Annotated in this window: 19 protein-coding genes; 15 read left to right on the forward strand and 4 right to left on the reverse strand. The window is 58.1% G+C overall.

Going from position 1 to position 23,398, the window contains the following annotated elements; all coding sequences use genetic code 11:
- Positions 1-10: 10 nt before the first annotated feature.
- Together sctJ and ACM42_RS02810 are read right to left on the reverse strand one after the other, a co-directional pair.
- Positions 11-877: a type III secretion system inner membrane ring lipoprotein SctJ gene (gene sctJ, locus ACM42_RS02805; protein WP_271526515.1), complete on the reverse strand. Its 867-nt coding sequence runs from the start codon at positions 875-877 to the stop codon at positions 11-13.
- An 8-nt stretch (positions 878-885) separates the two neighbouring features.
- Positions 886-1,398: a nodulation protein NolB gene (locus ACM42_RS02810; RefSeq protein ID WP_333921003.1), complete on the reverse strand. Its 513-nt coding sequence runs from the start codon at positions 1,396-1,398 to the stop codon at positions 886-888.
- A gap of 172 nt (positions 1,399-1,570) precedes the next feature.
- On the opposite strand from ACM42_RS02810, the gene ACM42_RS02815 reads away from it, so the two are divergent.
- Together ACM42_RS02815 and ACM42_RS02820 are read left to right on the forward strand one after the other, a co-directional pair.
- On the forward strand, positions 1,571-2,266 hold the full coding sequence (locus tag ACM42_RS02815; protein WP_271526516.1) for a secretin N-terminal domain-containing protein: 696 nt from the start codon (positions 1,571-1,573) through the stop codon (positions 2,264-2,266).
- Between the two features lie 297 nt (positions 2,267-2,563).
- Entirely contained in the window at positions 2,564-3,430 is an 867-nt protein-coding gene (locus tag ACM42_RS02820; RefSeq protein ID WP_271526517.1) for a hypothetical protein, read from the forward strand.
- A gap of 1,417 nt (positions 3,431-4,847) precedes the next feature.
- Here the strand turns inward: ACM42_RS02820 and ACM42_RS02825 are convergent.
- Positions 4,848-6,302 (reverse strand): DUF1521 domain-containing protein, encoded by a 1,455-nt coding sequence (locus ACM42_RS02825; RefSeq protein WP_271526518.1) that lies wholly within the window; start codon positions 6,300-6,302, stop codon positions 4,848-4,850.
- Between the two features lie 898 nt (positions 6,303-7,200).
- Between ACM42_RS02825 and ACM42_RS02830 the strand changes: the two genes are divergently transcribed.
- From ACM42_RS02830 to ACM42_RS02885, 12 genes are all read left to right on the forward strand, one after another.
- The gene (locus ACM42_RS02830; protein ID WP_271526519.1) at positions 7,201-7,509 is read left to right on the forward strand and encodes a hypothetical protein; all 309 of its coding nucleotides are present in this window, start codon (positions 7,201-7,203) and stop codon (positions 7,507-7,509) included.
- 43 nt (positions 7,510-7,552) lie between these two features.
- Entirely contained in the window at positions 7,553-7,744 is a 192-nt protein-coding gene (locus ACM42_RS02835) for a hypothetical protein (protein WP_271526520.1), read from the forward strand.
- Between the two features lie 115 nt (positions 7,745-7,859).
- Positions 7,860-8,753 carry a SctD/MshK family protein gene (locus ACM42_RS02840; protein ID WP_271526521.1) on the forward strand — a complete coding sequence of 298 codons (894 nt, stop codon included), beginning with the start codon at positions 7,860-7,862 and terminating at the stop codon, positions 8,751-8,753.
- A gap of 33 nt (positions 8,754-8,786) precedes the next feature.
- On the forward strand, positions 8,787-9,323 hold the full coding sequence (locus ACM42_RS02845; RefSeq protein ID WP_271526522.1) for a hypothetical protein: 537 nt from the start codon (positions 8,787-8,789) through the stop codon (positions 9,321-9,323).
- 2 nt (positions 9,324-9,325) lie between these two features.
- Positions 9,326-9,754: a tetratricopeptide repeat protein gene (locus ACM42_RS02850; RefSeq protein WP_271526523.1), complete on the forward strand. Its 429-nt coding sequence runs from the start codon at positions 9,326-9,328 to the stop codon at positions 9,752-9,754.
- A 9-nt stretch (positions 9,755-9,763) separates the two neighbouring features.
- Positions 9,764-11,863 (forward strand): type III secretion system export apparatus subunit SctV, encoded by a 2,100-nt coding sequence (sctV, locus tag ACM42_RS02855; protein WP_271526524.1) that lies wholly within the window; start codon positions 9,764-9,766, stop codon positions 11,861-11,863.
- Positions 11,864-11,893: 30 nt separating this feature from the next.
- On the forward strand, positions 11,894-12,481 hold the full coding sequence (locus ACM42_RS02860; protein WP_271526525.1) for a tetratricopeptide repeat protein: 588 nt from the start codon (positions 11,894-11,896) through the stop codon (positions 12,479-12,481).
- A 125-nt stretch (positions 12,482-12,606) separates the two neighbouring features.
- Positions 12,607-13,473, forward strand: coding sequence for an Effector protein NopP (locus tag ACM42_RS02865; RefSeq protein ID WP_271526526.1), 867 nt, complete (start codon positions 12,607-12,609; stop codon positions 13,471-13,473).
- 1,319 nt (positions 13,474-14,792) lie between these two features.
- The gene (locus tag ACM42_RS02870) at positions 14,793-16,175 is read left to right on the forward strand and encodes a M16 family metallopeptidase (RefSeq protein ID WP_442868892.1); all 1,383 of its coding nucleotides are present in this window, start codon (positions 14,793-14,795) and stop codon (positions 16,173-16,175) included.
- 11 nt (positions 16,176-16,186) lie between these two features.
- Positions 16,187-17,629, forward strand: a complete 1,443-nt coding sequence (locus tag ACM42_RS02875) for a M16 family metallopeptidase (protein ID WP_442868887.1) — start codon at positions 16,187-16,189, stop codon at positions 17,627-17,629.
- Positions 17,630-19,108: 1,479 nt separating this feature from the next.
- On the forward strand, positions 19,109-19,858 hold the full coding sequence (locus ACM42_RS02880) for a hypothetical protein (protein ID WP_271526528.1): 750 nt from the start codon (positions 19,109-19,111) through the stop codon (positions 19,856-19,858).
- Between the two features lie 59 nt (positions 19,859-19,917).
- Positions 19,918-20,637, forward strand: coding sequence for a hypothetical protein (locus tag ACM42_RS02885; protein ID WP_271526529.1), 720 nt, complete (start codon positions 19,918-19,920; stop codon positions 20,635-20,637).
- A 279-nt stretch (positions 20,638-20,916) separates the two neighbouring features.
- Here ACM42_RS02885 and ACM42_RS02890 read toward each other — a convergent pair whose 3' ends face one another.
- Positions 20,917-22,563 carry an NEL-type E3 ubiquitin ligase domain-containing protein gene (locus ACM42_RS02890; protein ID WP_271526530.1) on the reverse strand — a complete coding sequence of 549 codons (1,647 nt, stop codon included), beginning with the start codon at positions 22,561-22,563 and terminating at the stop codon, positions 20,917-20,919.
- A 504-nt stretch (positions 22,564-23,067) separates the two neighbouring features.
- Here ACM42_RS02890 and ACM42_RS02895 point away from each other — a divergent pair.
- The gene (locus ACM42_RS02895) at positions 23,068-23,394 is read left to right on the forward strand and encodes a hypothetical protein (RefSeq protein WP_271526531.1); all 327 of its coding nucleotides are present in this window, start codon (positions 23,068-23,070) and stop codon (positions 23,392-23,394) included.
- Positions 23,395-23,398: the final 4 nt, after the last annotated feature.

Below are 23,398 nucleotides of genomic sequence, written 5' to 3' on the forward strand. Positions count from 1 at the left end.
AGCGTTCAGACTATGACGCATCAGCAATCATCTTTTTGCCCGCCGCTTGGTCAGCAGGCACACGCGAGCGCCGACCGAATATGCTCAACTTACGTGATGATTGTCCAAACTGACGCATGCGCGGGCCCAGCAATACGCAAGATACGATGCCCAATACCGCTCCGGCGCCTCCAACAGCTAGCGCAAGTAACGGCGCTGAGCCGGCTCTTGCTGATTGAGCCGTAGGGACTACCGGCGCGGCAGGCTGCTCGATTGGAGCGCGCTCGACCGGCACGAAGACGACCGCAACCTTGTCGTAGGACAGCCCTTCAATGCTGTTTGCGACGAGCATCTTGATCTGCGGCAACAGTGCCGAGAGCTTCGCGCTGGAGCCGTGGCGAATGAAGACCGAGGCTGAAGACGGGGTCGCATCTTGCCGCAACAAGTCGTTCTTCGGCAGAACCACGTGGACGCGTGCTGAAAGGACGCCATCTATATCGCTAATCGTGCGCGACAATTCTTCGCTTAGAGCATAAACGTAACGTGCCCGCTCCTCGATCGGCGAGGCAACGAGGCCCGATCCCTTGAAAACCTCGCCAAGATTTTTGAAGGATTGGCGCGGCAGCCCCTCAACATTGAGCAGGTCAATCGAATAAGCGAGCTGCTTTTCCTCCACCTGGATTGTACTGGTTCCGTCCTTGGCGACAACACGGACAGCATCAACGCCCTTGCCAAGGAGAAGCGCGAGCATCTCATTAGCCTCGCGCTCCTGAATTTTGGTGTAGAGATCAGCCTTACAACCGATCAGCGAGAGGAGAAGGGGCATAGCAAAACACATACGAAGCCGCCGCCACGATTGATCGCCGCCGCAGCTACCCCTTTTCATATCGCCAGTCATCAGCTTACTCAGCCGGCCGACAGCAGCTTGTTTAGCGACGAGCTGACGGCGCTGGTGCCCTTGGAGACGAGGGAAACCTGAATAACATCCCTATACACGTCTCGCAGATTCGTCATCATCGATTCAAAATCGGCCCCAACCGGTTTAACAGTCGCATGCGCGCCAACGTTATCCACCTGCAAAAGCAGCTGCGCAGCCGGTCCAGGCTGCACGACAGTCGCGGCAGCCGGCGCAATCGGCGGAGGAACGGCGCGGCCCTGGTAGATACTGGAAAGGGTTTGGAGGATTCGGTCACCGGGCGGACTCGCCAGCACATTCGTGCGCTGGACCTCCAACATTGGCGGAGCTGCTGCGGGCCGGTCCCCGGGCGGGAAAGCAGATCCCTGATTGGAAGCTACTTGCGCCAGGGACTGCTCAAAGCGCGCCTGCTCGCCAGCAGCTGCCGGCGAGCAGGCACTGGAAAGACAATCGGCTGAATTGGGAGGGATCGGCGTTGCGCCTAACAACATGGAGTGAGTCATTGTGCTCGTTTGTTGAGACCTAGGCGTTAGCCGATGAACCGATCAAGTTCATAGGCGGGCGAGCTGACGAAAACCTGACGGAGATCGGGCTGCCTGCGTCATCTAAAGATCACGTTTGGCTCCCAAGCTTGGACGAAACTCAAGCCTCATGATGAGCGGAAGGCGTCCAGGAATGCTCGCGCGATCCACGGTGGTACATGTTTTGAAAAGAGCTCTTTGTGCCGGCGTTTTCATCTGTATCGGAATAATGCGCTCGTCTGCTGCATCCCTTTCGCTGCCGTCCGCCCCTTATAGCTATACCGTTCTCGATCAGGATCTTTCTGCGGCGCTGCAGGAGTTCGGAAACAATCTCAATGTCAGGGTCAATGTAAGCGCCGACGTCAGGGGCCGGATTCGCGGACGAATGCCGGACCTGCCGCCACGAGAATTCCTTGACCGTTTGACTGCCCTGTACAATCTTCAGTGGTATTACGACGGGCTCGTGCTTTACATCTCTGCCGCCCACGAGGCGCAAAGCCGGCTCATTGTATTGAACCCAATCAGCTTCGATGTGCTCAAGTCCGCGCTCGACGCGCTCAACATCTCGGATGAGCGCTATATCGTGAAACCGGCTCCGGGAGAGAGCCTCATCCTTGCTTCTGGCCCACCCCGATTTGTTGCGCTGGTGGACCAGACCCTTAAAGGCCTTGTGGCGGAAGCGCAGGCCCGGCGCGGTCCCGTCGCCGCCGAGAGGCCACAACACGAGTCGGTTTTGATGTTATTTCGCGGCTCCTCGAGCACGGTCTTCCGGGACGGACGGCTGGTAGCTTCTCCCGAAACGCCGCACCATGAGGGCACTTTGCGCGAAGCCGGTCCAGGCCAGAAGTGATGGTGAAAGCTGCAAGACCGCTCGGAGCGAAGTCGGTCCATCCGGCGTCCGCCTATATCATCCGGTCGTCAGCTTTTCGAAAGCTAAAGTCCCCAGCATGAGCCTGCGAGGTCTGGACGGCTGCCTTCTTGTGACAGCTCCGATAGATGGATCAGAGACCGGACGCTCGAAGGAAATGGATAGCGCTGTCTTGGCACGCAGCGCGAGGCATCAAGGATCAACGTGGCCTCCGAGCGCGTGCTTTCGAGCAAGCTGAGGCTTCGCGTAGGCTCGATGCGCGCGAGAAGGAGAAACAGGGTGGATTTCAATGCAATCGCCCCGGCCAATACGAGCCCGGAGCCCGACACAACACGGGCGGCTACAGATGCAACCGATTTCGAGCGGAAGCTCAGCGGCACAGAGGCCCCCGCTTTGGCGCAGGGCGTCGTCCATTCCGTGCTGCAGGGCGAGGCTTATTCACCCTATCTGGACGCGGGCCATCCCTACTCTCCATACTTCGAAACCGGACACCTCTATCCGCCTTACCCAGATTTATCCCATCCCCATTCGGCAGGCTCGGGTTGGCAGGATAGTCTGTATGCCGCGCCTGCGGCCGTCGCCGCGCCAGAGCGGGATAACGGCTCGCGGCATCTCTCGCCGCAGATCATCGCTCAGGCGATCGAGGAACATCCCGGCTTCGATCAAGATCTGATATGGCAGGCTCTGGATGCCGGCCCGTCGGATGCTGAGCCACGTCACGGTGAGCCACAAGCGGGGACCTCGCATGCAGGTCCATCGCGCACCGCCCCTTTTCAGGGTGAGCCGGCCCACGCCGGCCTCTCCCATGCCCAGCCATTGCAGGCGGCGCCGTCCCGAGCTGGGTCTTCCGCAGCTCCGCCCGAACTTTCCGCGTTCCGTATGTGTGACGGACATCTCGCCAAGGACTACTGGGTGTTTACGCCTCAAACAGCCACAGGCGCTCAGATCGATATGCTTGAGCGAAGCGGAGTGAAGCCAAGCCAGGACCACCCGACAACAATCTTTACCATTCTCGGCGTGCCTCATACGGCAGAATGGAGAGAGGAGGACTTCATTCGTCTCACACCCTCGCTAGATCCGACCCTTTGGCCTGAAGAGGGAGAGCAAGAGCAACCTGAAGAGGCGGAAGATCCGCCCATCGGCTAACGGCTGCAGCCGAGCAACCGCAGGGCGATCCCCGCGGGGCCGACACCGGCCTTTTCAATGGCAGGACACCTGGTAAGAGGCGACCTTGCCGGCGGCTATTCCGCGGCCACGCTTCTCTTTTCAGGCCATTTCATAAGCGCCAGATCAGCTCGCGCGAGGGCAGCGGTCAAGTCAAAGATCGCGCGGGCCAAAAGGTGCACTTCCATGGCGCGCTTTTTTTGGCTCGTATCGTGAGACAAAGGCAACCTCTCTATCCAAAAGTAGCGGAACGCAGATGTCCATCCGATCCACTGGCTCCCAAACGTCGGGAGCCGGACCTATGTGCGCCGATGTTCGGCAGACACGCAGCGGCCGGATGATTCCAACCAGCAAGTCCTTTGCGCATCAAAAACTCCACGACACGGGACCACCTGAGAACACTGTGCGCAGGAATCACGGCATTAATCCGCCTCACTCTTCGTCAGCTTCTTGCAAGCTGTCCCTGCTAGCAAATAGGTCATCTCGCGGCACCGCCGCCATCTGGGTTTTACGATATGGACACAGGCGCAGCCGATATCCCAGCCACGGCGCCAGAAGCTGGCGCAAACAACGATAACGCCGCGAACGGCGGCGACAATTCGCCCGCAGCATTGTTGCAGCGAGCCTTCGAAAAGGCTCTGGTTGCGGTCGCTACCCAGGTCATAAGCGATTCCCAGTCAGATATGGATGACGCTATGAGCGAGCTAGATGATGGGTGAAGGGCCGGATAATCAGACGCGCACAGGGAAGGATCTGCCGGAATGCAAGCCGAACCGAGAACGATCGGCCGAAGCAGGCGGACTTGGCAATAGGAGCCGCTAGACGCGTCTTAGGTGGTCCTCCAGGCCAGCGGTGCGGCCGGTCCGCAAATCCGATCGCAATTACACCGGGAACTTTGGGAATACGCCGCAGCGACTTGCTCACCCGGGTATACCCCATATTCTCGATGAGCGTTCATCAGGAGCGCTCTTTAGCCAGGCCAATAGAGATTCAAGCGAAACCGAGCGCTTCCCGCTTGATGATCAATTGCGTCAGCCGGCTATCCTCGATTGGTTCTGCAGCCGCCCGCGAGATTGTGCGCCAGAGAGGTCCTCTAAGATTTTCCGTAACATCAGCATCGCTGCGCCCATATCTTCACAACTCCTGGACCGCTGACCCCGGCATCGAGACATGTTGGTGGTGCCCGATCCTGAGGTCATAGCGTGTTTGTCGGCACGATTGGCGCCCGAGCTTAGAAGGCCCGATCGCGCGATGAGAGCGGCGATCCTGATCGATACGCCGCCGCACTTAACATCTTCGTCTCCCTCGCGAACACGAAAAGCGGGCGCTGGCGCCCGCTTCAGTGACTTACCCGATAGGCTGAGATCGCTTCGCAGTACCAGCCGGGCTTACGCCCAATTCAAGCATCCGACGGTGTGCCCGGATTCTCATTGCTGTCGATGATCGCCTGGTTCACCTGGCGTCCAGACCGATCAACCCAGCCCGAGCCTGGTTGTTCATAGATCGTCTGAGCACCATCCGAAGTCAGCTGATCAAGCGTACGGCCGGCATTCGACTGTGTCACCTTGAGATTGTTCTTACCGTCGAAGCGGTCTCCAAGCCCTTCGACGACCATGGCATTGTCGCCGTTGGTGATGGTCAGCTTCGAGGCCATCGTTTTGCCATTGCCGATATCAACGGTGTCGACAGTAATCTTCGTGCCGTCGTCGAGCTGGAAAGTCATGTTCTTCTTGAAGTCAAAATCGATCTTGCCGTCACCGTCGGCATCGACGTGGGGATCGCCTTTAATCGCCGTGATCTTGCCTGTTTGATTGTTACGAATGAGCACCGTTCCGTCATGTTCGTCGACCAGCATCGAATATTTCTCACCAAGCTTGATCTCAGCCCTGCCGTCCCTGACCTCATGCGACCACACTGGCGCCGGCTGAGACGACTGCGTGGGCACCTGGGCGGCCGCAACAGGCACCATCGCAAGAGGCGGCGGAGGAGGAGGAACGAAGAAGACGGGGACCGTAGAGGCAGGCGCCGCGCTCGCATACTGATAGCTGCCCGGCCCGCGCCCCTGTTCGCCTGCATCGATACTCGCCTGATTCACGGCGCGCCCGGCGCCATCGACCCATCCCTGGCCACTCTCATGGATCGTTTGGGCACCATCGGACGTCAACTCGTCAAGGGTCATCCCAGCATTGGACTGCGTCACCCTCAGATTGCTTTTGCCATCCTTGTCGTCGCCGAGCCCCTCGACAACCATCGCGTTGTGACCGTTGGTAATGGTAAGCTTTGAAGAGATGGCCTGACCATTACCGTAGTCGACATTATTGACAGTAATTTTCGTGCCGTCGTCGAGCTGAAACGTCATATCCTTCTTGAAATCGAAGTCATCCTTCCCGTCTCCGTCGGCATCAACGTGGGGGTCGCCATGAATTACCGTGACATGACCGGTCTGGTTGTTGCGAACTGTCCAGGTGCCGTCCTTCTCATCGGCCGTGATCGTATACTTGTCCCCAAGGTTGATTGTGGCCTTGCCATCCTTGACCTCATGCGTCCACACCGGATCCACAGCAGGCTCGGAATTCTGATTCAGCTGGCTCATCAGCATGGTGGGAGGAGGAGGCGCCATCATGTACGCTTGGGTCGTAACGACGGCTGGCGTTACGGCGACCGGCACGACACTCCCAACGACAGAACTGACGAGGGCTGGTGAGGCTACCGGCAGGTACTGGTAGCTCGCCGGAGCATACTGCCCCAACAAGGCGTTGAAAGCGGGAGTGACAACCGCGCCTTCTGGCACCACTCCGTTCATCGAGTCGGGCGCGCCCACCACTGGGAGACCGGCCACCGGAAGATACTGCATTTAGTTCACTCCTGTTGCATAGACGAAATCTGTAAAACTGTGAGCGTTACGCGCATAGTCAACTAAGGCGCGCCGCTTCAGACCTGCATGAGAACGCATCATTTAGGACAACCACTTCTCTTGCCAGAACCGGCAGCCCTAGTGAGATCCTTGCTCTCGCCCCATCACAGTAACCGCACGAGCACATCACGCGCATTTAACTCGCAGAGACGGTAGCCCGAATACCTGTCGAAAAGCTGACGACGATCAGCGAGCGAAGCCGCACTCACTTTGCATTGATCGGATGTCCGAAACGCATCCTTCGGTGAACTGTATCGCAAGCTTCCTCTCACCAAGACTCGTCTGACCAGACGTGCCCCTGTGTCTTCATGACAAGTTACGCGACGTCTGCCGGGCACCCCCCAATCATCCCACCCTCGCCGCGCAACCAGCGCACCCGCCGGTCGCTCGCATATCATCTGCGAAGACCGATCGATAAGCTTGAACATGCGCTGCGACCGGTTTCTCAGCATAAGAATTCGCGAAACGCGAGCTTTTCGCAAGCTGCCCATGTTAGCCACACGCGAGAAGCGAGAGCTGAGGTCCGACGGCTCGATGACCTTATCCCGCTTCCGCGCTCTACCCTGCAGGCCACGCGCTTGCGCAGCCTCCGCGAGGTAAAATCATTCCTGAACGCGTACTAAGCACCGCTCAACCCGCCTTGAGCCAAGTCGGCTATAGGCGCTGCCGGGAGAGCCGATGATTGCGAGCAGGTGCAAGCCTGCCGCAAAAGTGCAGCCCACTCGCCTCGACGTGAGGCTCGTCAGCTTTTCGAAAGCTAGCGTCCTTAGCATGAGGCCGCTGAATCTAGGCGAGCAGTCGTCTATTGAGCGCGAAAAGACGAGCATAGGAGAATGCGATGATCGGAGAAATGATCGGAAGCGCTGCCGGCGGATACCTTGGCGGGCCGGCCGGAGCGGCCATTGGTTCGGCGCTGGGCGGGACCGTGGACAAGGTCTTTGACACGGTGGTCCACGCCTTGGTGCCCGACAAGGGCGGCCATGATAAGGCCGCAGACCACAAAGACGCCGGCGAAAAGAGCGAGGTACAACCCAAGCCCGACACTGCCTGCAAGAGCCCGGAACTGAACCTTGGGCTCAGCACGCTCGGCGGCACGCCCATGTTCCTTTCCATTCCTGCGATCGTCTCGCCGGCCCGCAACTCGTAACAAATCAGAACCAGGTTAAATCCCATAAGAAAGGTAAATAGACATGTCGGTTGACAATGTTGGCGGAAATGGCGGCGCTGCTGGTGTTCAGCAGACCGGTGATACGGGCTTCCAGAACCAGATGGCTGAATTCGAGCGTGTGAGCCAGAAAGTTCAGGCCCAGGCCGTGGCAATGCGCAGAATTACGACCGAACTCTCGTCCGAGAAGAAGGTCGCCGACGAGCGCGTCCAGTAATTCTGCAAGACGGGTGGCTCACCGAGTTGCTACCGTCGCCGCGCCGTGAATGACGAACTCTGGATGAGCCGTACGGCACTACCGTACGGCTTCTCTCGTTATTCAGGAGATTATCGTGAACGACTCTATTTCGCTCGAGTTCGAGGTGCTTTCGGGGCTCTATACCGGGCTCAAAGGAAAGGCGGCGGGCGGCGACAGCATTGTGGGCAGCGGCCTCGATGCTGACCTAATCTTCGTTGAACAAGGGCTTGAACCGCATCACCTTCGCATCACCCCGCAGCGTGATTGGATCGAGGTCGAGGCGCTCGCTGCCAATATTAGCATCGACGGTCACGCGAGCATCACTTCAGGTGAGCGCGTCAGAGTGCCTCTTCCCGCGGTCGTGCATGCCGGCGCGATCTCCATCCGCTGGTCGACAGAGGATGTCCAGCCAATTGCTTCGAGCAAGCGCTCTCGCAGCTCGATCGTGACCCTCAGCATGGTCTTGCTCAGCTGCATCGTGATCGGCACCTTCTCAAGTATGTTCGCCCCCGGCGATAGGGCGATGGCGACAAGGACTGAGTCATCGCGCGCGGCCGAGATTGCCGCTAAGCCAACCGTGGATCATTTTGATGCGAGAACTGCCGATGACATGGCCGTATCGCTGCGGCAAGAGATCGAACGAGCGGGCCTTCTTGACATCAAGATCGGGGGCGGTCCCGGCGTCGTGACTGCGGAAGGCACAATTGCCCCGAACCTCGTCGCCAAATGGAAAGAAATCCAGCAATGGTTCGATCGTCAAACCAATGGCACCCCGACCCTTGTGAATGCTGTCATCGTGAAAGAGGAGAAGATGCCGTCTTCGATTGCCGTCCAAGCCGTCTGGCGTGGAAGCGAACCTTATCTGCTTATTGCCGGGCAGAAGTATTTCGTCGGCGCGCTCTTAAGTAATGGATGGACCGTTGATCGAATTGAGGATGGACGAGTTCTGCTCAGCCGCAACGGCCGATCTGCCGCTTTGCCATACTAAGATCTCTACCCTGCAAGAAAGAAGGAGAAGGCGATGGCTAGGCTGCCCCAGCAGTCCGTAGGGCCCGGCACCTCATCGCAGGGATTAGATGCGGGCCAGCACGCAGCGGTCATCGGCTCGCCTCCCTCGCAAGGTGATAAACTCGAAGTCGGAGGCGCCCATTCGGATAGCGGCACGAAGCGCGCGTCGTGGCGGGATGCGGTTTCGCATGATCTGCCAATTGACGGTACGAGCGAAGCGGCGCTCGAGGTCGATTCCGTCCGCGCCATCTCGCGCGTCACTTTATTCGAAGGCGAGGCAGGGGCAAATGAGACAGATCCACGTGCGGCATTGGCTTCGCTTTATGGTCCCAATCTGTCTCGCGGACTACTCTCCTTCGTCGTTCCACGCCTCCGTCATCCGGACGTACTGCGCGCCGACAAGCATGGTCCTCTTCTGGAACGCTTGACGCGAACGTTGGAGGCGACGCCGGAAGACAAGACGGCGCGAGAGTGCTTGGCAATCCTGCAGCAGGAACTTCAGCGGTTACTAATGCTCCGGCAAAATCAAAACAGCTTAATCAAAGGATAGCCATGGCCGATCCTGATGGATTGCAGCATCTCGCCGCTCCCTTGGTTCCAGAAGTCTCCAAATCCGGCGATGTTCCGTCGATCTCCGGGCCGGAGCGCGACCTGCTTTGCGCACTCTCATATGTCCATCTTGCATGCGGGCAGAGCGCACAGAGTCTGGCTCTGCTGCGAATTGCAGCCCGCGAGCATTCCAACGACGTCGGTTTACTGCGCATTCTAGCCTACACGCTAATCGCCGAGGGCCTTGGCAACGAAGCACTGCATGTTCTGGACCGGCTGGACGCACTTGATACGCAACCCTCCTCCCGCATACCGATGACGCTGTTGCGCAGTCACGCACTCCGGCACGCTGGCCGCATGTCCGAGGCACGCGAGGTCTTTCAGCGCTATGTGTCACTGCGCGCGAGCACCGCCCTCGTCAAAATGCAATAGGGATCTATCATGGCCAACGTTCTGCGTGACTTCTTCGTGCGCGCTCCGGCCCAGCCGGATTTCATGATTGCATTGATGCTGCTTCTGGCGATCGGCATGATGATCATGCCAATCCCAATCGTCGTAATCGACATGCTAATCGGCTTCAATCTTGGCTTTGCCATATTGCTGCTGATGGTTGCACTCTATCTCAGCACACCGCTTGATTTCTCGTCCTTGCCGGGCGTCATTCTGATCTCTACCGTATTTCGACTCGCGCTAACGATTGCAACAACGCGGCTGATCCTTGCAGAGGGCGACGCCGGTAGCATCATTCACACCTTCGGCGACTTCGTCATTTCGGGGAATATTGCGGTCGGCATCGTCATATTCTTGATCGTGACCATGGTCCAATTCATGGTTCTTGCCAAGGGTGCCGAACGCGTCGCAGAGGTGTCTGCGCGCTTCACGCTTGACGCGCTACCAGGCAAGCAGATGGCGATCGATGCGGAACTGCGCAACAGCCACATTGATCAACACGAAGCACGTCGCCGGCGCGCCGCGTTGGAGCAAGAGAGTCAACTTCATGGCGCGATGGATGGTGCCATGAAGTTCGTTAAGGGAGACGCGATCGCCGGGCTGATCGTGATCTGCATCAATATGCTGGGCGGAATCAGCATCGGTCTGCTCTCCAAAGGTATGTCGCTCGATGAAGCGCTGCATCACTATACACTTTTGACGATCGGTGATGCGCTCATTTCGCAGATTCCGGCGTTGCTGCTGTCAATTACCGCCGCGACCATTGTCACGCGCGTCAACGGACCCTCCAAGCTCAAACTCGGGGCCGATATTGTTCACCAACTTACCGCAAGTACGCAGGCACTTAGGCTAGCCGCCTGCGTCTTGGTATTCATGGGGCTCGTTCCCGGCTTTCCTTTGCCGCCCTTTGTCGTGCTGGCCGTCCTGTTCGCTGCGGCAAGCTACGTCAAAGTCAGCCCCAAACGCGACAAGCTCCCCGCCAACATAGGAGCTAGCGCCGCTGCTTCGGCGCCGCCCCCTACAGCGGCTCAGAAGCAGACCGCACATGCGGAAGCACTTCCGATCGCGTTGTTCCTTGCACCGAACCTGACGGATTCGATCGACAAAGACGAGCTGGAAGAGAGCATTTTGCGTGTTTCTAGGCTCGTATCGGCGGACCTTGGCATCACTATTCCGCGCATCCCGGCCCAGATTGGCGAGAGCTTGTCCTCGTCGCAATTCCGAGTGGATGTCGATAGTGTGCCAGTTGAGCGCGATGTGATCAATCCTGGCCACCTGGCACTCAACGACGATGTGGCGAACATCGAATTGAGCGGCATCCCCTTTCAGCAAGACCCTGAAACGAATCGGGTCTGGATCGAAGAACGGCACGCAGCGGCGCTCAAGGCCGCCGGAATCGGATATCATCGGCTGAGCGAAGTTCTTGCCTTACGTCTGCATTCCACATTGACGCGCTATGCACAGCGCCTGGTGGGTATCCAGGAAACCCGCCAATTGCTCGCTCGGATGGAGCAGGAATATCCCGATCTGGTGAAGGAGGTGCTGCGTACAGCCACGGTCCCTCGGATCGCCGAGGTCCTACGCCGCTTGCTCGATGAGGGCATTCCAATCCGCAATACCCGCTTGCTCCTCGAGGCATTGGCAGAATGGAGCGAACGCGAGCAAAACGCCGTCCTTCTCACCGAATATGTTCGTGCTACCTTAAAGCGGCAAATCTGCTTTCGGTATGCTAACGCCCATCGCGTCGTCGTCGCCTTTATCATTGAGCGTGAGAGCGAGGAAATCATCCGCGGCGCAGTACGGGAAACGGCCGTCGGCCCATACCTCGTCCTGGACGAATGGCAGAGCGAAAAGCTGCTTGCACAATTTCGTCAGATCCACGCGACCATCGCGGAAAGTAAGAGTCAGCCTGTCGTCCTCGGTTCGATGGATATCCGGCGTTTTGTACGCGGTTTTCTTACGCGCAACGGGATCGATCTGCCTGTTCTGTCCTATCAAGATCTCGCCGCGGACTTCACGATCCAACCGATTGGATCCGTCAAGCTTCCCAAGGCGCCTTCCTCGGGAGGGCTCCTAACAACTGCAAGCTAAGAGTGCGCAGCACCACCTTGTGAGTAGCCGATGAAATCTAACCACACCAGCTGCCGCTATCTTTGCTCCGCCAGTCCAAGGCTGCGGCCGGCTCTGCTTGCGATGCTGACTGTTGTGCTGCTCGCTGGTTGCGCTACCGCAGACAAACATGGCTTTTCACCGCAGCAGACGTCCGCATCAGACTTCGCAGACAGCAAAGAGATCGACCCCGCCGCGCGCGAGCGCATTTCGCTCGCGCTCGGCCGAGATGCTGATGAAGGGGCTCTGCGCGACGAATTGAAGCAACAGCCGAACAACATTGATGCGGCCATTCCTCTTGCGCGAGCCCTACTGGCACGCAACTGTCCGAATGATGCGCTCGAGGTGCTCGACGGCGTGTTATTGGCAGCCCCTGGCGACCTGCGCGCATTGAATGCCAAAGCAGTTGTTCTCGATCACGAGGGTCGGCACCAGGAAGCCCAAGAGCTATACCGCCAAGCTCTCGCGGCGGAACCTGCAAACCCGATGCTGCGCAACAATTTCGGACTGTCCCTCGCCCTTCAAGGCAAGATGGACGCCGGCGATGCCAGCGCAGCACCGCAGGGGGGCAGCCGGAAAGCATTGGCTCGTTCAAGATAAGGCAATCAAGAGCGGGCAGGAATAGCGAAGCGTGATGCTTAGCTGTCAGCTTGCCGACAGCTCGGCTTGCTATGAGCCCGGAACCCCAATCGGCGCGGCCTTCGCCGACATAAACAGGACGTGTTATGTTTCAAAACACTAAAACTCTATCTAACAGCGAACGTGCGTCCGAGCTCGATGAAATGGGAACGAGCTCGGACGAAGACTCCTACCCCGATAGCCAAAGATTCTCGGATGTATTCTCTGCTCTGAATTTGGCGCCATCGAGCTCCTCCTTTGATGCATCTTTGGCAGCAGTCCCGCCATACGCGCTGGTTGACGAGCGGCCGGTGGTTGAGATCTCAAAATCTTCGTTTGAGAATAAGCTGGCAGATTTTTATGGAGGAGACATAGAGGATATTGCTGCCAATCCGCAGCGATACTCGCGCTGGGTGTCCGAAAAGGCTCAACGCACAGCGGACACTGCATTTCGTTTCGGCATGAAGTCTATTTCGGAGAAAGCGCGTTTTTTCAGCTATCAGCTTGGGAACAAAAGCGTCGGGCTTCTGAGAACGGAACCCGGAGGCCACATGAGTGAGCTGTTCAAGGGCAACAATGATTGGCGCAATCAATTTCCTGGGCGAGATGAAATCACCTCAACAATAGCTTTCCGGGTTACTCATCCGCTCGTCGAGAACGCGGGCGATATCTTGCTTGAACATCAGCTCCAGATCGACGGAAACAAACCGCTCGTTCTCTCCCACTCTTCTAATCCGGAAGCGAAAGCCCGCGCAGCAGCGTTGGGTTTTGTTGAGGTTAGTGACTCGATGATGGTGCTAGACCCCACCAAGCACGATGACAAATGGAAGAACGAAGGCGGCAATTGGCAGCGGGCGGGTAAACCGCCTTTGTATCTTGCCGCGACTGAGGACAACAGTGGCAATGCCAAGTATACCGAGAGTGTAGCGAAGCCCGCGAACGATCCGTATGATGATGAATATGACTTTATGTAGAGCCTACAGGCATCACACGAAGAGCAATTGGCCGGTTCGGCGGGGCAAGATCAGGCCTCCATCTCATTTCCTGCTGCATGTACTCTTGAGCACCGACATCTTTTCCGTATCCGCAGGCGGAGTTGAACTGCGCTGTGGGTCCTTTCGTCTGGCGGAATCAAGCCGGACGAGCAGCAGATCGATTATCTCTCGAACTCCGCAGCCTCGTGTTCCTCCTGATCTGCAGCTTGCGCCAGCAAAGAGCCTCCTTGTATCAGCCGAAATGACGCGGTCTATCGGCACCGCGAAGCTATAGCGCGCGATGGCGGCGCACGATCTCCATGACAGCCAGTTCGGCCATGTGAGAATCTCCTCCTCTGCCTTCCCGGGTAAAAACTTGCTCGCAAACCGTTTTCAGCCCTTTAGCCGCCGGCAGCGGACGGCATGATTGGTTGGCAGAATCTTGCCGGCATGAACGTCCTCCGGGGGGAACACATCCTCATCAAACCCGCTCGGCACTGCTACATCCACGCCCTTCTGGCTCGTTCAGATAAGAGAGAGGAGAAATAGCGAAGTAGTTAACATGCGCCAACCAGGCTCCGGCTTGCAACCGCAAATCACATGACCGCGATCTGCGGTGCCCTTGATATCCTTAATCTGAGTGACTTGTTGGCAGGTGATTTAAGGACGGTGAGTCCCTTTGCCTTCGTAAACCGCGACGGCACGCAAGTGACTTCCTCTGTCTAATCGAAGCTATCGCTGAGCATTTGTTTACCTCGCGCGTCAACAACCGATGGGCTTTTGCGGCAAATCTTCTCAATCGCGCTCCCCCGCGCCACCTGATCCGCGCGGCCCATAATCTAAGCTGTTGTCGCACGTTCATCCTGGACTACTTCGGCGCAGTGTACTCAGAGCAGCTGCTCGCTGGCTCCCGCTTCGCGGCCACGAGAAATATCGTCAAGCCACTCATCGTGTAGACCGAGACGTGTGACGGCAAGCTGCCGGGTGTTGTGCTAGCAATCATATATCGCGCTTGATTGACCCCCAAGTCTCCACGAGCCGCCAAGTTCTCCTGACACGTTGTGCGCAAGGTAGTGTTCACGACATGTCGACGTTTACATTCGGCCACAATACTACGCGCCGGTTCTGTGTTGTACCCGTTGGGTACGCAAGCGCCATCCGGCGATTGGTCTGGTTCTTGCTGGGCTGTTTGCCAAGACGAGGCGCCGCTGCACGCCTGTCGGATTTCCCACCATAACGACCAGTATGGAACGAAAGGCGATGCCATGAAGAGCCGGATTCCGGTCACCGCCAAGGCGGCAGGCACCGCCGCTGAAGCCTTGGACTCGACGACGCGCATCAGGCCGGCGGTTGAGCACAGAACGGATGATAGCACCGGCTTGCACCGTCCTGACGAAGCTAGCGTCTATGCCGGCACGGTCAGATCAGATCGACCAGCGTGCTTCACGCTTCAGAACGGCCTGCAGGTGGTTGTGATCCAGGATCATCGCACACCTGTCGTGACTCAGATGATCTGGTATAAGGTCGGTTCCGCGGATGAACCGCCCGGCAAATCGGGGCTTGCGCATTTCCTCGAACACCTGATGTTCAAGGGTACCTCCAAACATCCGGCGGATGAATTCTCCAAGGCCGTACTGCGCGCCGGCGGCTATCAAAACGCCTTTACCGGATTCGACTTCACCAGCTACTTCCAGCACGTACCTCGCGAGCACCTTGGCACGATGATGGAATTTGAAGCCGACCGCATGACCGGTCTCATTCTCAAGGACGAGAACGTACTTTCCGAGCGCGACGTCGTGCTTGAGGAATTCAATATGAGGGTTGCCAACCATCCCGGCAACCGGCTTGCTGAGCAGATGATGGCTGCGCTTTACCTCAACCACCCCTACGGCCACCCTATTATCGGGTGGCGCCAGGAAATCGAAAAGCTTACGCGAGAGGACGCCCTTACGTTCTACAAGCGCTTCTATGCACCGAACAACGCGATCCTGATCGTCGCTGGCGACGTAGCCACCAAGGAAGTGCGCTCGATGGTAAAGGAGACGTTTGGCGCCATCCCCGCTCAACCATCGATTGCCCCGGAACGCCTGCGGCCGCAGGAGCCGACGCCGGCCGCGCAGCGCAGAGTGACGTTGGCCGATTCCCGCGTCGAGCAGCCAGCCCTGCACCGCTATTATCTCGTACCGTCGGCGCGCACCGCCGTCGCTGGGGAGAGTCCAGCGCTCGAGGTGCTCGAGCAGTTGATGGGCGGCGGCGTCAACTCATATCTCTATCGCTCGCTAGTGGTCGAAAAGCAGCTCGCGGTCACTGCCAGAGCGAGCTACCACTCTGCCGCGCTCGATCCCTCGCTATTCGAGATTTCCGCCATACCAAAACCTGGCGTCAACCTCGGCCTAATCGAACGCGCCATCGACGAGGTAATCGCCGACGTTGCACGCACTCCCGCGAGCATCGAAGATCTCCAGTGGGCGAAGGCGCGGCTGATCGCGCAGGTCACATACGCTCAGGATAGTCAGGAAATGTTCGCGCATTGGTATGGCCGCGGCCTGACGACGGGACTGTGCATCGAGGATATTCAACGCTGGCCGGACCACATCCGCGCGGTCAGTGCACAGCAGGTGCACGAGGTCGTGCAGAAATGGCTCGACAAGAAACGAGCTGTCACCGGCTATCTCATCAAAGAGTCCACTCCACAACACTAGGAGAAGCTCTAGTGATCCATCCTTGCACACGACGTGGGATCCTCCTCGGGGGAACCTCGCTCTCCATCACGACGCTCGCTTCGCCAAATTCGGTTGCAGCCCCGAGGTCACTTGATCGGACCAGGATCAAGCGCCTGATTTCGCCTTCCGGTATTGAAGCCTGGTTCGTGCAGGATTCCACTGTCCCAGTGATCTCGATGGAATATGCCTTCACCGGCGGCGCGACTCAGGACCCCGCTCAAAAACCTGGCGTAGGCCACATGGTTTCTGGCCTGCTCAAGGAAGGTTCCGGCGAATTTGACTTCAAGACCTTTCATCAGCGGCTGGACCGTCGTGCTATTGAGCTGCATTTTCACGTGACCCATGATCACTTCCGCGGTGCCTTGCGCACGATGAAGGACAACGCGGACGAGGCCTTCGAGCTTTTACGGATGGCGCTAACCTCGCCGCTTTTCGACGCAGCCGACGTCGAACGGATCCGTGCTATTGTGCTCGCGCGCCTTCGGCACGAATCGACCGATCCTTCGTCTCTGGGTCATCGCAAGTTCCTCGAAGTCGCGTTTGGGGATCATCCTTATGCTCGCCCAGCCGAAGGCTCGCTGGAAAGCGTGCCGAAGATCGAGGTCGCGGATCTCAAGGGTTATGTCCGACGCGTGATCGCAAAAGACACGCTCAAAATCGCAGTGGTCGGCGACGTCGATGCAGGGGTCGTCTGCAAGTTGCTCGACAAGACCTTTGGCAGCCTGCCGAGCAACGCGGAAGCGATGCCGGTTGCCGAAGTCATCGCAGCAAAGCCGCCGCAGCGGGTCTTCATTCGGTTCGATGTGCCGCAGACAATTGTGACTTTTGGCGGTCCAGCCGTCCGCCGCAGCGAGCCGGATTTCATGCCCGCCTATATCGTCAACCACATCCTCGGCGGCGGCGGGCTGACGTCCCGCCTTTTCCGCGAAGTCCGCGAGAAGCGCGGACTGGCCTATTCCGTCGGTGAGCGCCTTGTCTGGTTGGATCATTCAGCCATGTTTCTCGGCAACAGCGGCACCAGCGCCGATCGCGCCGGCGAAACGGTCGAAGAAATCGAGAAGCAGGTCCGTCACATCGCCGAGGAAGGACCGACTCAGCAGGAACTCGATGACGCAAAGTCCTACCTGAAGGGCTCGCAACTGGTGGCTCTCAACACATCATCAAAGCTTGCGCGAACGCTACTGCAGCATCAGCTTGACAAGCTGCCCATCGACCATTTCGAAAAGCAGAATGCCGTGATCGATGGGGTGACGCTGGAGGACGCCAAGAGAGCGGCGCAGCGGCTGTGGGGCCAGGGTCTGCTCACAGTTATCGTCGGCCGCTCCCCAAAGGACGCAGCGCAGCCGATTACCGTGCCATTGGGGCCCACACCCCCGCCAGGCGTCGATCAGCTGGACGCCGCCCCGACGACGCCGCCCAATTTAGCTTTCTAGCAGCCCAGACGCTTGCAAGCGCCTTGCTCTTGCGCGCAGAGTGCGTCTAGCGACGCGCCTTTGCTCGTGGAGATATTCGTTGGTTACGCAGTTTCCCTGCCCTCGCTCGGGCCGGTTTTGCGCAAACGCGTTTAAGCAAGGCGGCAGTCCAAGCTAAAATCTTCCGGTTAGCCAATAAGACAGAGATCGCCGACCTGCCAGAGATCCCCGGATCGGAGCTCTTCGCAGCGCCAGGGGATCGCGACTTTCGGCCCTCCTTCGGCGGCAGCTTCGAGCTCGACCCCTCCTTTCAGGCCATCCCTCGATTGTTACGGTGAGTATCCGGCTTAATCGCGTTCAGGAGTGTTCGTGCATTGCCTTGCCAGGCCGGCGCTATATACCGTTGCACCGGCAGGATCGATGCCCCCTGGAGCGCAAACTATAGCGGGCGGCCTCAGCATGCTCCGGTTGTTATTCGATATGAAGTAGACCTTGACGTAGCTTTAGGCCGAGCCCGAATTTGCAGATCAATTACGTCAAGCGCGATCGATCAGGAGAAAGAGAACTTGACGCGCAGCTCGCAACCTATTTCAGGCGGACTTGCCTAGCATATCGAAGGGTGGTCAGAGTGGGCGCCTTAAAACCCTAGCGTACACTGTCTTCCGCCCCAAGGAAGCGCCCAACGAGAGTGCACACCCGCCAGGCTATCGTTCATTCCACTAAGAGTCCTTGTCGCCCAATAGTACGCAGCTCGGCGAAATCTCTGTCCAAGACAAGATCGCCGGTTCCGACCATTCGACGTCGGCTTCTTTTAACGGGCATCCGATATCGCTTCCCCACCGGTGCCGCACCGTTGGCCTGCGGTCAGCTCTCCCTTGGGTCTTGGTCTCAGTGACGGCGATAATCTCGCTGCAGAGCGAACAGATGCATGCCTGCTATTGCGTCACCACCGCGTTTTAGCGTTCGCATATCCCGACATTCTTCAGAAGAGTGAGAGCTCCGTCGTTCAGGGTCAACTCTCGGGAATTAGCCAGCCAATTCGCTCTCGTCCGAAAAGAAGACGATCTGATCCAGCAGACCTTGTCTGCCAATCCATAGTCGGGCCGCATAGCATCGCCTTGATTTGCGCTCTCATCGAGCTCGCAATCTGACGCAACGTGAGACTCGTTCGCTTCATGAAAATTGGATGGTGGCAGCTACGGCTTCCATAGCTCACCATGGCAATGCAACGATCACCGCCGGCAGAAAGTTGATTCTTGGCCCGCGCATTCCAGCGGCACAAACCTCACGTAAATCGCCACTACAAGTGATTTCTCCCATTCTCGGGCCTGCATCATCACACGACGTTACTCGCTTGATGTTGAAAACGTCTATCAGTTGCAGAACTCTCGCACAGAAGGTTCATGGCCCCTTCTTTCCGCCATGTTCGCAACCAAAGCAGAGACGCGCTGATTGCGCACTTCGCGCGCGGCGATAGCGAGAGTCTCAGGAGACGTTTCTATGGTAAAGCCAGTGGTAATTGTGGTCGGTGCGGACAAGGGAGGAGTCGGGAAGACGACCGTATCACGAACGCTACTGGACTACTTCAGCGTGAACAACGTGCAAACACGCGCATTCGACACAGAGTGGCCTCGGGGAACGCTGAAGCGCTTTTATCCTGGGATTACTGAGATCGTCGACATGACGACGACCACGGACCAGATGAAGATCTTCGATACCTTGAATTCAGGGCTGTCCGTCACTGTCATCGATGCTCGCGCAGGCCTACTGTCGTCTGCGCTGGCTTCCTTGCGCGACATCGGCTTTCTGGACTCGGCACGGTCTGGCCAGATCACATTTGCCGTGTTCCACATCCTTGGATCATCCATCGCGTCGCTAGACGAGATCGCGGAAACCGCGACTTTTATGAGCGGCGCAAAGTACTACCTGGTCAAGAACTTCATTAACGACACTCAATTCTTCCAGTGGGACCAAGCGACTTACAATTCCTATTTTCACCGCATCAAACATGCGACTGAGTTGACCATACCGAAGCTTAACGAGATGGCCTATGAGCAGGTGGAGATCGCATCCGTTCCATTCATAGACTTCGTCGCAAATAAAGCACGGAACGATGAACCCGCGAACAACTCCTTCGTGCTGCGCGGCTATGTCCGGCACTGGCTGGCAAATGTCTGGAGCGAATTTGATCGCATCAGCTTGACGGAATTGGCCGGGGCCAAGTCCGCCACCCGGGCCGGCGAGAAGTAGCCGCATATCTGGCGAGCTCAGGTCGGGCCCACGCACGGAACGAAATTGATCTGCTGGCTATGTTAGCGACCCCCATCTACATCATCTGCTCTCCTAGCCCGCAGGTCGGTAAAACCCTCATCGCTCGGGCCATGAGCGAGTTCTTGTTGCTGAAAAACGGCACAGCGCTGTCGTTTGATGTCAACTTGAAAGAGCCGTCATTGCTCGACTACCTTCCCAACAACACGGAGACCGCGGATGTGATCGACACTTACGGCAAGATGCAGCTGATGGACCCTCTTATCATCCACGATCGTGTAGCCAAGGTAATCGACCTCGGCTTTCACGCCTTCGACGAATTCTTCAAGATGTGCGAGGAGATTGGCTTCATGAAGGAGACAGCGCGCTGCTATGTCGCCCCTATCATCCTCTTCGTCGCAGCCGCAGACCGTATCTCCCTTCGCGCTTATGAAATGCTGCGGCGGCGAATTCCGCCGACGTCGCTGATCACCGTCCACAATGAATTCGTGCTGCGCGGCGGATTACCTGAGGCGATGGATAGCGAGCGGGTGATTCGCATTTCCGCACTTCCGCTGTTCCTCAAAAGATATATAGACCGGCTTAGCTTTTCCTTCACTGGATATCTGCGCAACGAGAAGGACTGGTCCACCGAGCTGCATCAATGGATCCGACGGAACTACAGCATGTTTCGCGATCTGGATTCGAGTGTGACGCTGCGAAAGTCCGATCGACCGCGGGGGACGGATATCGATAGCCTACGTTGCACAAGGTCCACTTGAGAGTTCGGCCTGATCGCCATCTATTCGCCCGGGCTCCGAATGGTCGTTGATCCCTGACTTCGATGACGTTCGCAACGCGAATGCATGGAGTTTTGTATACGATTCTTCGCTTGGATCTCCAATCTTACCGTAATCGTCCCGACGGACAGCACGATGGGCAATTGACGGTGGCTCATTCGCGAATGCCTCTTTCAAAGAGCACGTCCTCGAAAGAATCGATGACTCTCTTCACGTTGTAATCGGTTAGGCGGATCGGCGGGGCCTTCCTTCGGAGGGCGCTCATAGCTCAAGGTCGAGTTTCCCGAGCACCTGATGCAAGACCGCACTTTTGATCTCCCGGGCGATCTCGTTTCGTATCTCTGCGCCGAGGACCCGCTCGGCATCGGCATCGCCTGTCAGGCCATGCTCGGCCAGTCGCCCATTCAAGCGGGTTTCAAACTGTACGCCCATGGCGTCGACGAGCCGCTCCTGCATTTCAGTATAGACTTGGGGTGCGATGCGCCTCACCGCACTTTCCCATGGTTGCCAGCGCGCTGCCAAATAGTCCGGTAATTCCGCCGCTTCCTGGTCCCGCACTGATGCCTCGGCCCTGGCCACATCCTCCTCGGTCACGTGAGAGACGTTCATGAAGCGCATGTCGGGAGCAATGTGCCTCAGCTCCAGCGCGTCCCGCAGCTGGATCTGGTAGGCAAGGTAGACCTCGATCTCATCGACGTCCGCGCCGGGATCGGCACGACGAAGCGAGTTGACCCTCTCGCGCGCGATCCCATCAAGCGCTTCCAAGCGAAACATGACGCGGCCGTTCTGAAGCAATTCGCCGACTCGCCCGTCATAGACGCCGTCCTCCACATCAGCGTTCAGGCGCGCTGTCTGCATGCCGTTCCAGACCAAAGTAATGCGATCTTCGCAGCTCGCGTTCGCTCCTGAAGCCAACTCGAAATACTGCTCGCGCAAACGCGGCCTGACGGCTGCCTGCCGCAGATCTTCGGCAATCGCCTGACGGAACGTCTCGTGATGGTAGTTCACGGTGCCCCGGAGCCTGTCAAGGAAACGTGCATAGTCCGCGGCCCCCGGCTCATGGACGAAGTGTTGCCAAGCGGCCACTACCGTGGGCTCGCCCTCGAGCCAGTCCGCGGCAACCTCTTGCAGGGACCGCGCCGCAACCTCCAACGCTCCACTCGTGGTCGAGATGAAAACCTGAGGGCCGGCATAGTGTCCGGCGTGCATCGCAGTTTCCAGGCCGACCTGCACCCAATCGGCGAGCGGATTATTCTCCAGATTAACGCTCGACTCGCGGCTTAGACGCGTCAGCAGCGTCTCGGGCACGCTGGTCAGCTGATTGTTGCTGGCGCCGAGCCATAACAGCTGGTGCGGGACGGTCTCAGGCAGGTTGGTCAGCCGGTTATGGCTGGCGCTAAGCCATTCGAGCCCGGCCGGAAGAGGTTCGGGCAGCTCCGTCAATTGATTGTAGTCGACGTTCAGAAACTCGAGCCCGGCCGGGAGCCGGGGTAGGTGGGTCAGGCGGTTACGGCTGGCGTCCAAGTCTTGAAGCGTTGCTGGAAGTTGTTCGGGCAGGCTTGCCAGCTGATTGTTGTCGACATTCAGGCGGCGCACGCCGGCCAGAGTGGGCGCAGATAACGCAGTCAGGGACAGAGACGACAGACCTAGCGGCTCATCGAGATCACCCGTGCCCCGCCAAGCCCTCGTTCGACTTACCGCCTGTTGCCGGTCCTCATGTTGCCCCTGCCCATCTTCGGCAGCCCAGTCGGCCAGCACCTCCTCCTGCCAGGGAGCCGCCTCGGCAGCGGACGCGTGCACGTCCCTCAAGGCCTCTCCCCACTGCGACGCGGCCGGAGAACCCGGTTGGGAGCTTTCGGAATCGGAAGTTGCGGAAGGAGTACCTGCGCCGAGCTGTTCTGCGTTCATCGATATGGCTTCTTAAGTAGCAAAATGGAGCGAACGCGCCGGGTCGGCGCATCTTAGAACTGGTAGTCCCCCACTATCGCTGACACTCCACCGGCCGACCGAAACGAGGTGTTATCCCACAATCGGGCCGTCCCGCACGACCGGCGCGAATACGCTTCTGCAGGCGCCACCGAGCAACTGCAGGCATTGCAGCCGGCGACATCCCGCCCGTGGATCGGCTGATATCGGAGTCCACCCCGGTCTCGGGCGCGAGATTTGAGCCTTTTGAGCCGAGCCTGCGAGCTGGAATTGTGCACGACAAACGATCGCGGCGCCGTGAAAACGCGAGGATCTACCGCGATTTATCGTCACACGAGCAGTGTAGGGTGATATTGATTGGTAAGAGTTGCATACACCGAACTGCTCGCCGCGTCGGGGAAGAACGGCGCTGGAAGTCGCAAGTCCTCGGCTCAACTAATCGGCAGGAATACAAAGCCGAGGAACGGCCGCTCGACGACGATCGCCATGCTTGATACTCCAGGGACGAACATCTTGACTTCGATTGATGATACACTAAGTGAGATCAGATGGCTGCGAAACGAAATCTGGCGCTGCCGTCGGTTACTTAATGCCGGTCTTCCTGGCGCGGAGCGCAAGCTCGTTGAGAAGCGTCTACTTGAACAGCTTTCTGCCTTTGAAGGGCTCTTGTCGACGGCGTTTCCTTTGGCCTTGGGGTCAACAGTGTATTCGGTCGAGAGCACCACGATCGGGCGAAGCGATTCCCCTGAAGCGGTCATCGAGAACGCCGCGATGGCATCAAGCGTTACCTTCGGCAAGTCGATCAGCGGCTAACAAA

Source organism: Bradyrhizobium sp. CCBAU 25338 (genome assembly GCF_028128965.1).
GTDB classification, from domain to species: Bacteria; Pseudomonadota; Alphaproteobacteria; order Rhizobiales; family Xanthobacteraceae; genus Bradyrhizobium; species Bradyrhizobium liaoningense.

Coding starts and splice junctions, on each gene's coding strand:
- sctJ (WP_271526515.1), bottom strand. CDS start 877: ATGACTGGCGATATGAAAAGGGGTAGCTGCGGCGGCGATCAATCGTGG.
- ACM42_RS02810 (WP_333921003.1), bottom strand. CDS start 1,398: ATGACTCACTCCATGTTGTTAGGCGCAACGCCGATCCCTCCCAATTCA.
- ACM42_RS02815 (WP_271526516.1), top strand. CDS start 1,571: ATGCTCGCGCGATCCACGGTGGTACATGTTTTGAAAAGAGCTCTTTGT.
- ACM42_RS02825 (WP_271526518.1), bottom strand. CDS start 6,302: ATGCAGTATCTTCCGGTGGCCGGTCTCCCAGTGGTGGGCGCGCCCGAC.
- ACM42_RS02830 (WP_271526519.1), top strand. CDS start 7,201: ATGATCGGAGAAATGATCGGAAGCGCTGCCGGCGGATACCTTGGCGGG.
- ACM42_RS02835 (WP_271526520.1), top strand. CDS start 7,553: ATGTCGGTTGACAATGTTGGCGGAAATGGCGGCGCTGCTGGTGTTCAG.
- ACM42_RS02845 (WP_271526522.1), top strand. CDS start 8,787: ATGGCTAGGCTGCCCCAGCAGTCCGTAGGGCCCGGCACCTCATCGCAG.
- ACM42_RS02850 (WP_271526523.1), top strand. CDS start 9,326: ATGGCCGATCCTGATGGATTGCAGCATCTCGCCGCTCCCTTGGTTCCA.
- sctV (WP_271526524.1), top strand. CDS start 9,764: ATGGCCAACGTTCTGCGTGACTTCTTCGTGCGCGCTCCGGCCCAGCCG.
- ACM42_RS02860 (WP_271526525.1), top strand. CDS start 11,894: ATGAAATCTAACCACACCAGCTGCCGCTATCTTTGCTCCGCCAGTCCA.
- ACM42_RS02865 (WP_271526526.1), top strand. CDS start 12,607: ATGTTTCAAAACACTAAAACTCTATCTAACAGCGAACGTGCGTCCGAG.
- ACM42_RS02880 (WP_271526528.1), top strand. CDS start 19,109: ATGGTAAAGCCAGTGGTAATTGTGGTCGGTGCGGACAAGGGAGGAGTC.
- ACM42_RS02885 (WP_271526529.1), top strand. CDS start 19,918: ATGTTAGCGACCCCCATCTACATCATCTGCTCTCCTAGCCCGCAGGTC.
- ACM42_RS02890 (WP_271526530.1), bottom strand. CDS start 22,563: ATGAACGCAGAACAGCTCGGCGCAGGTACTCCTTCCGCAACTTCCGAT.
- ACM42_RS02895 (WP_271526531.1), top strand. CDS start 23,068: ATGCTTGATACTCCAGGGACGAACATCTTGACTTCGATTGATGATACA.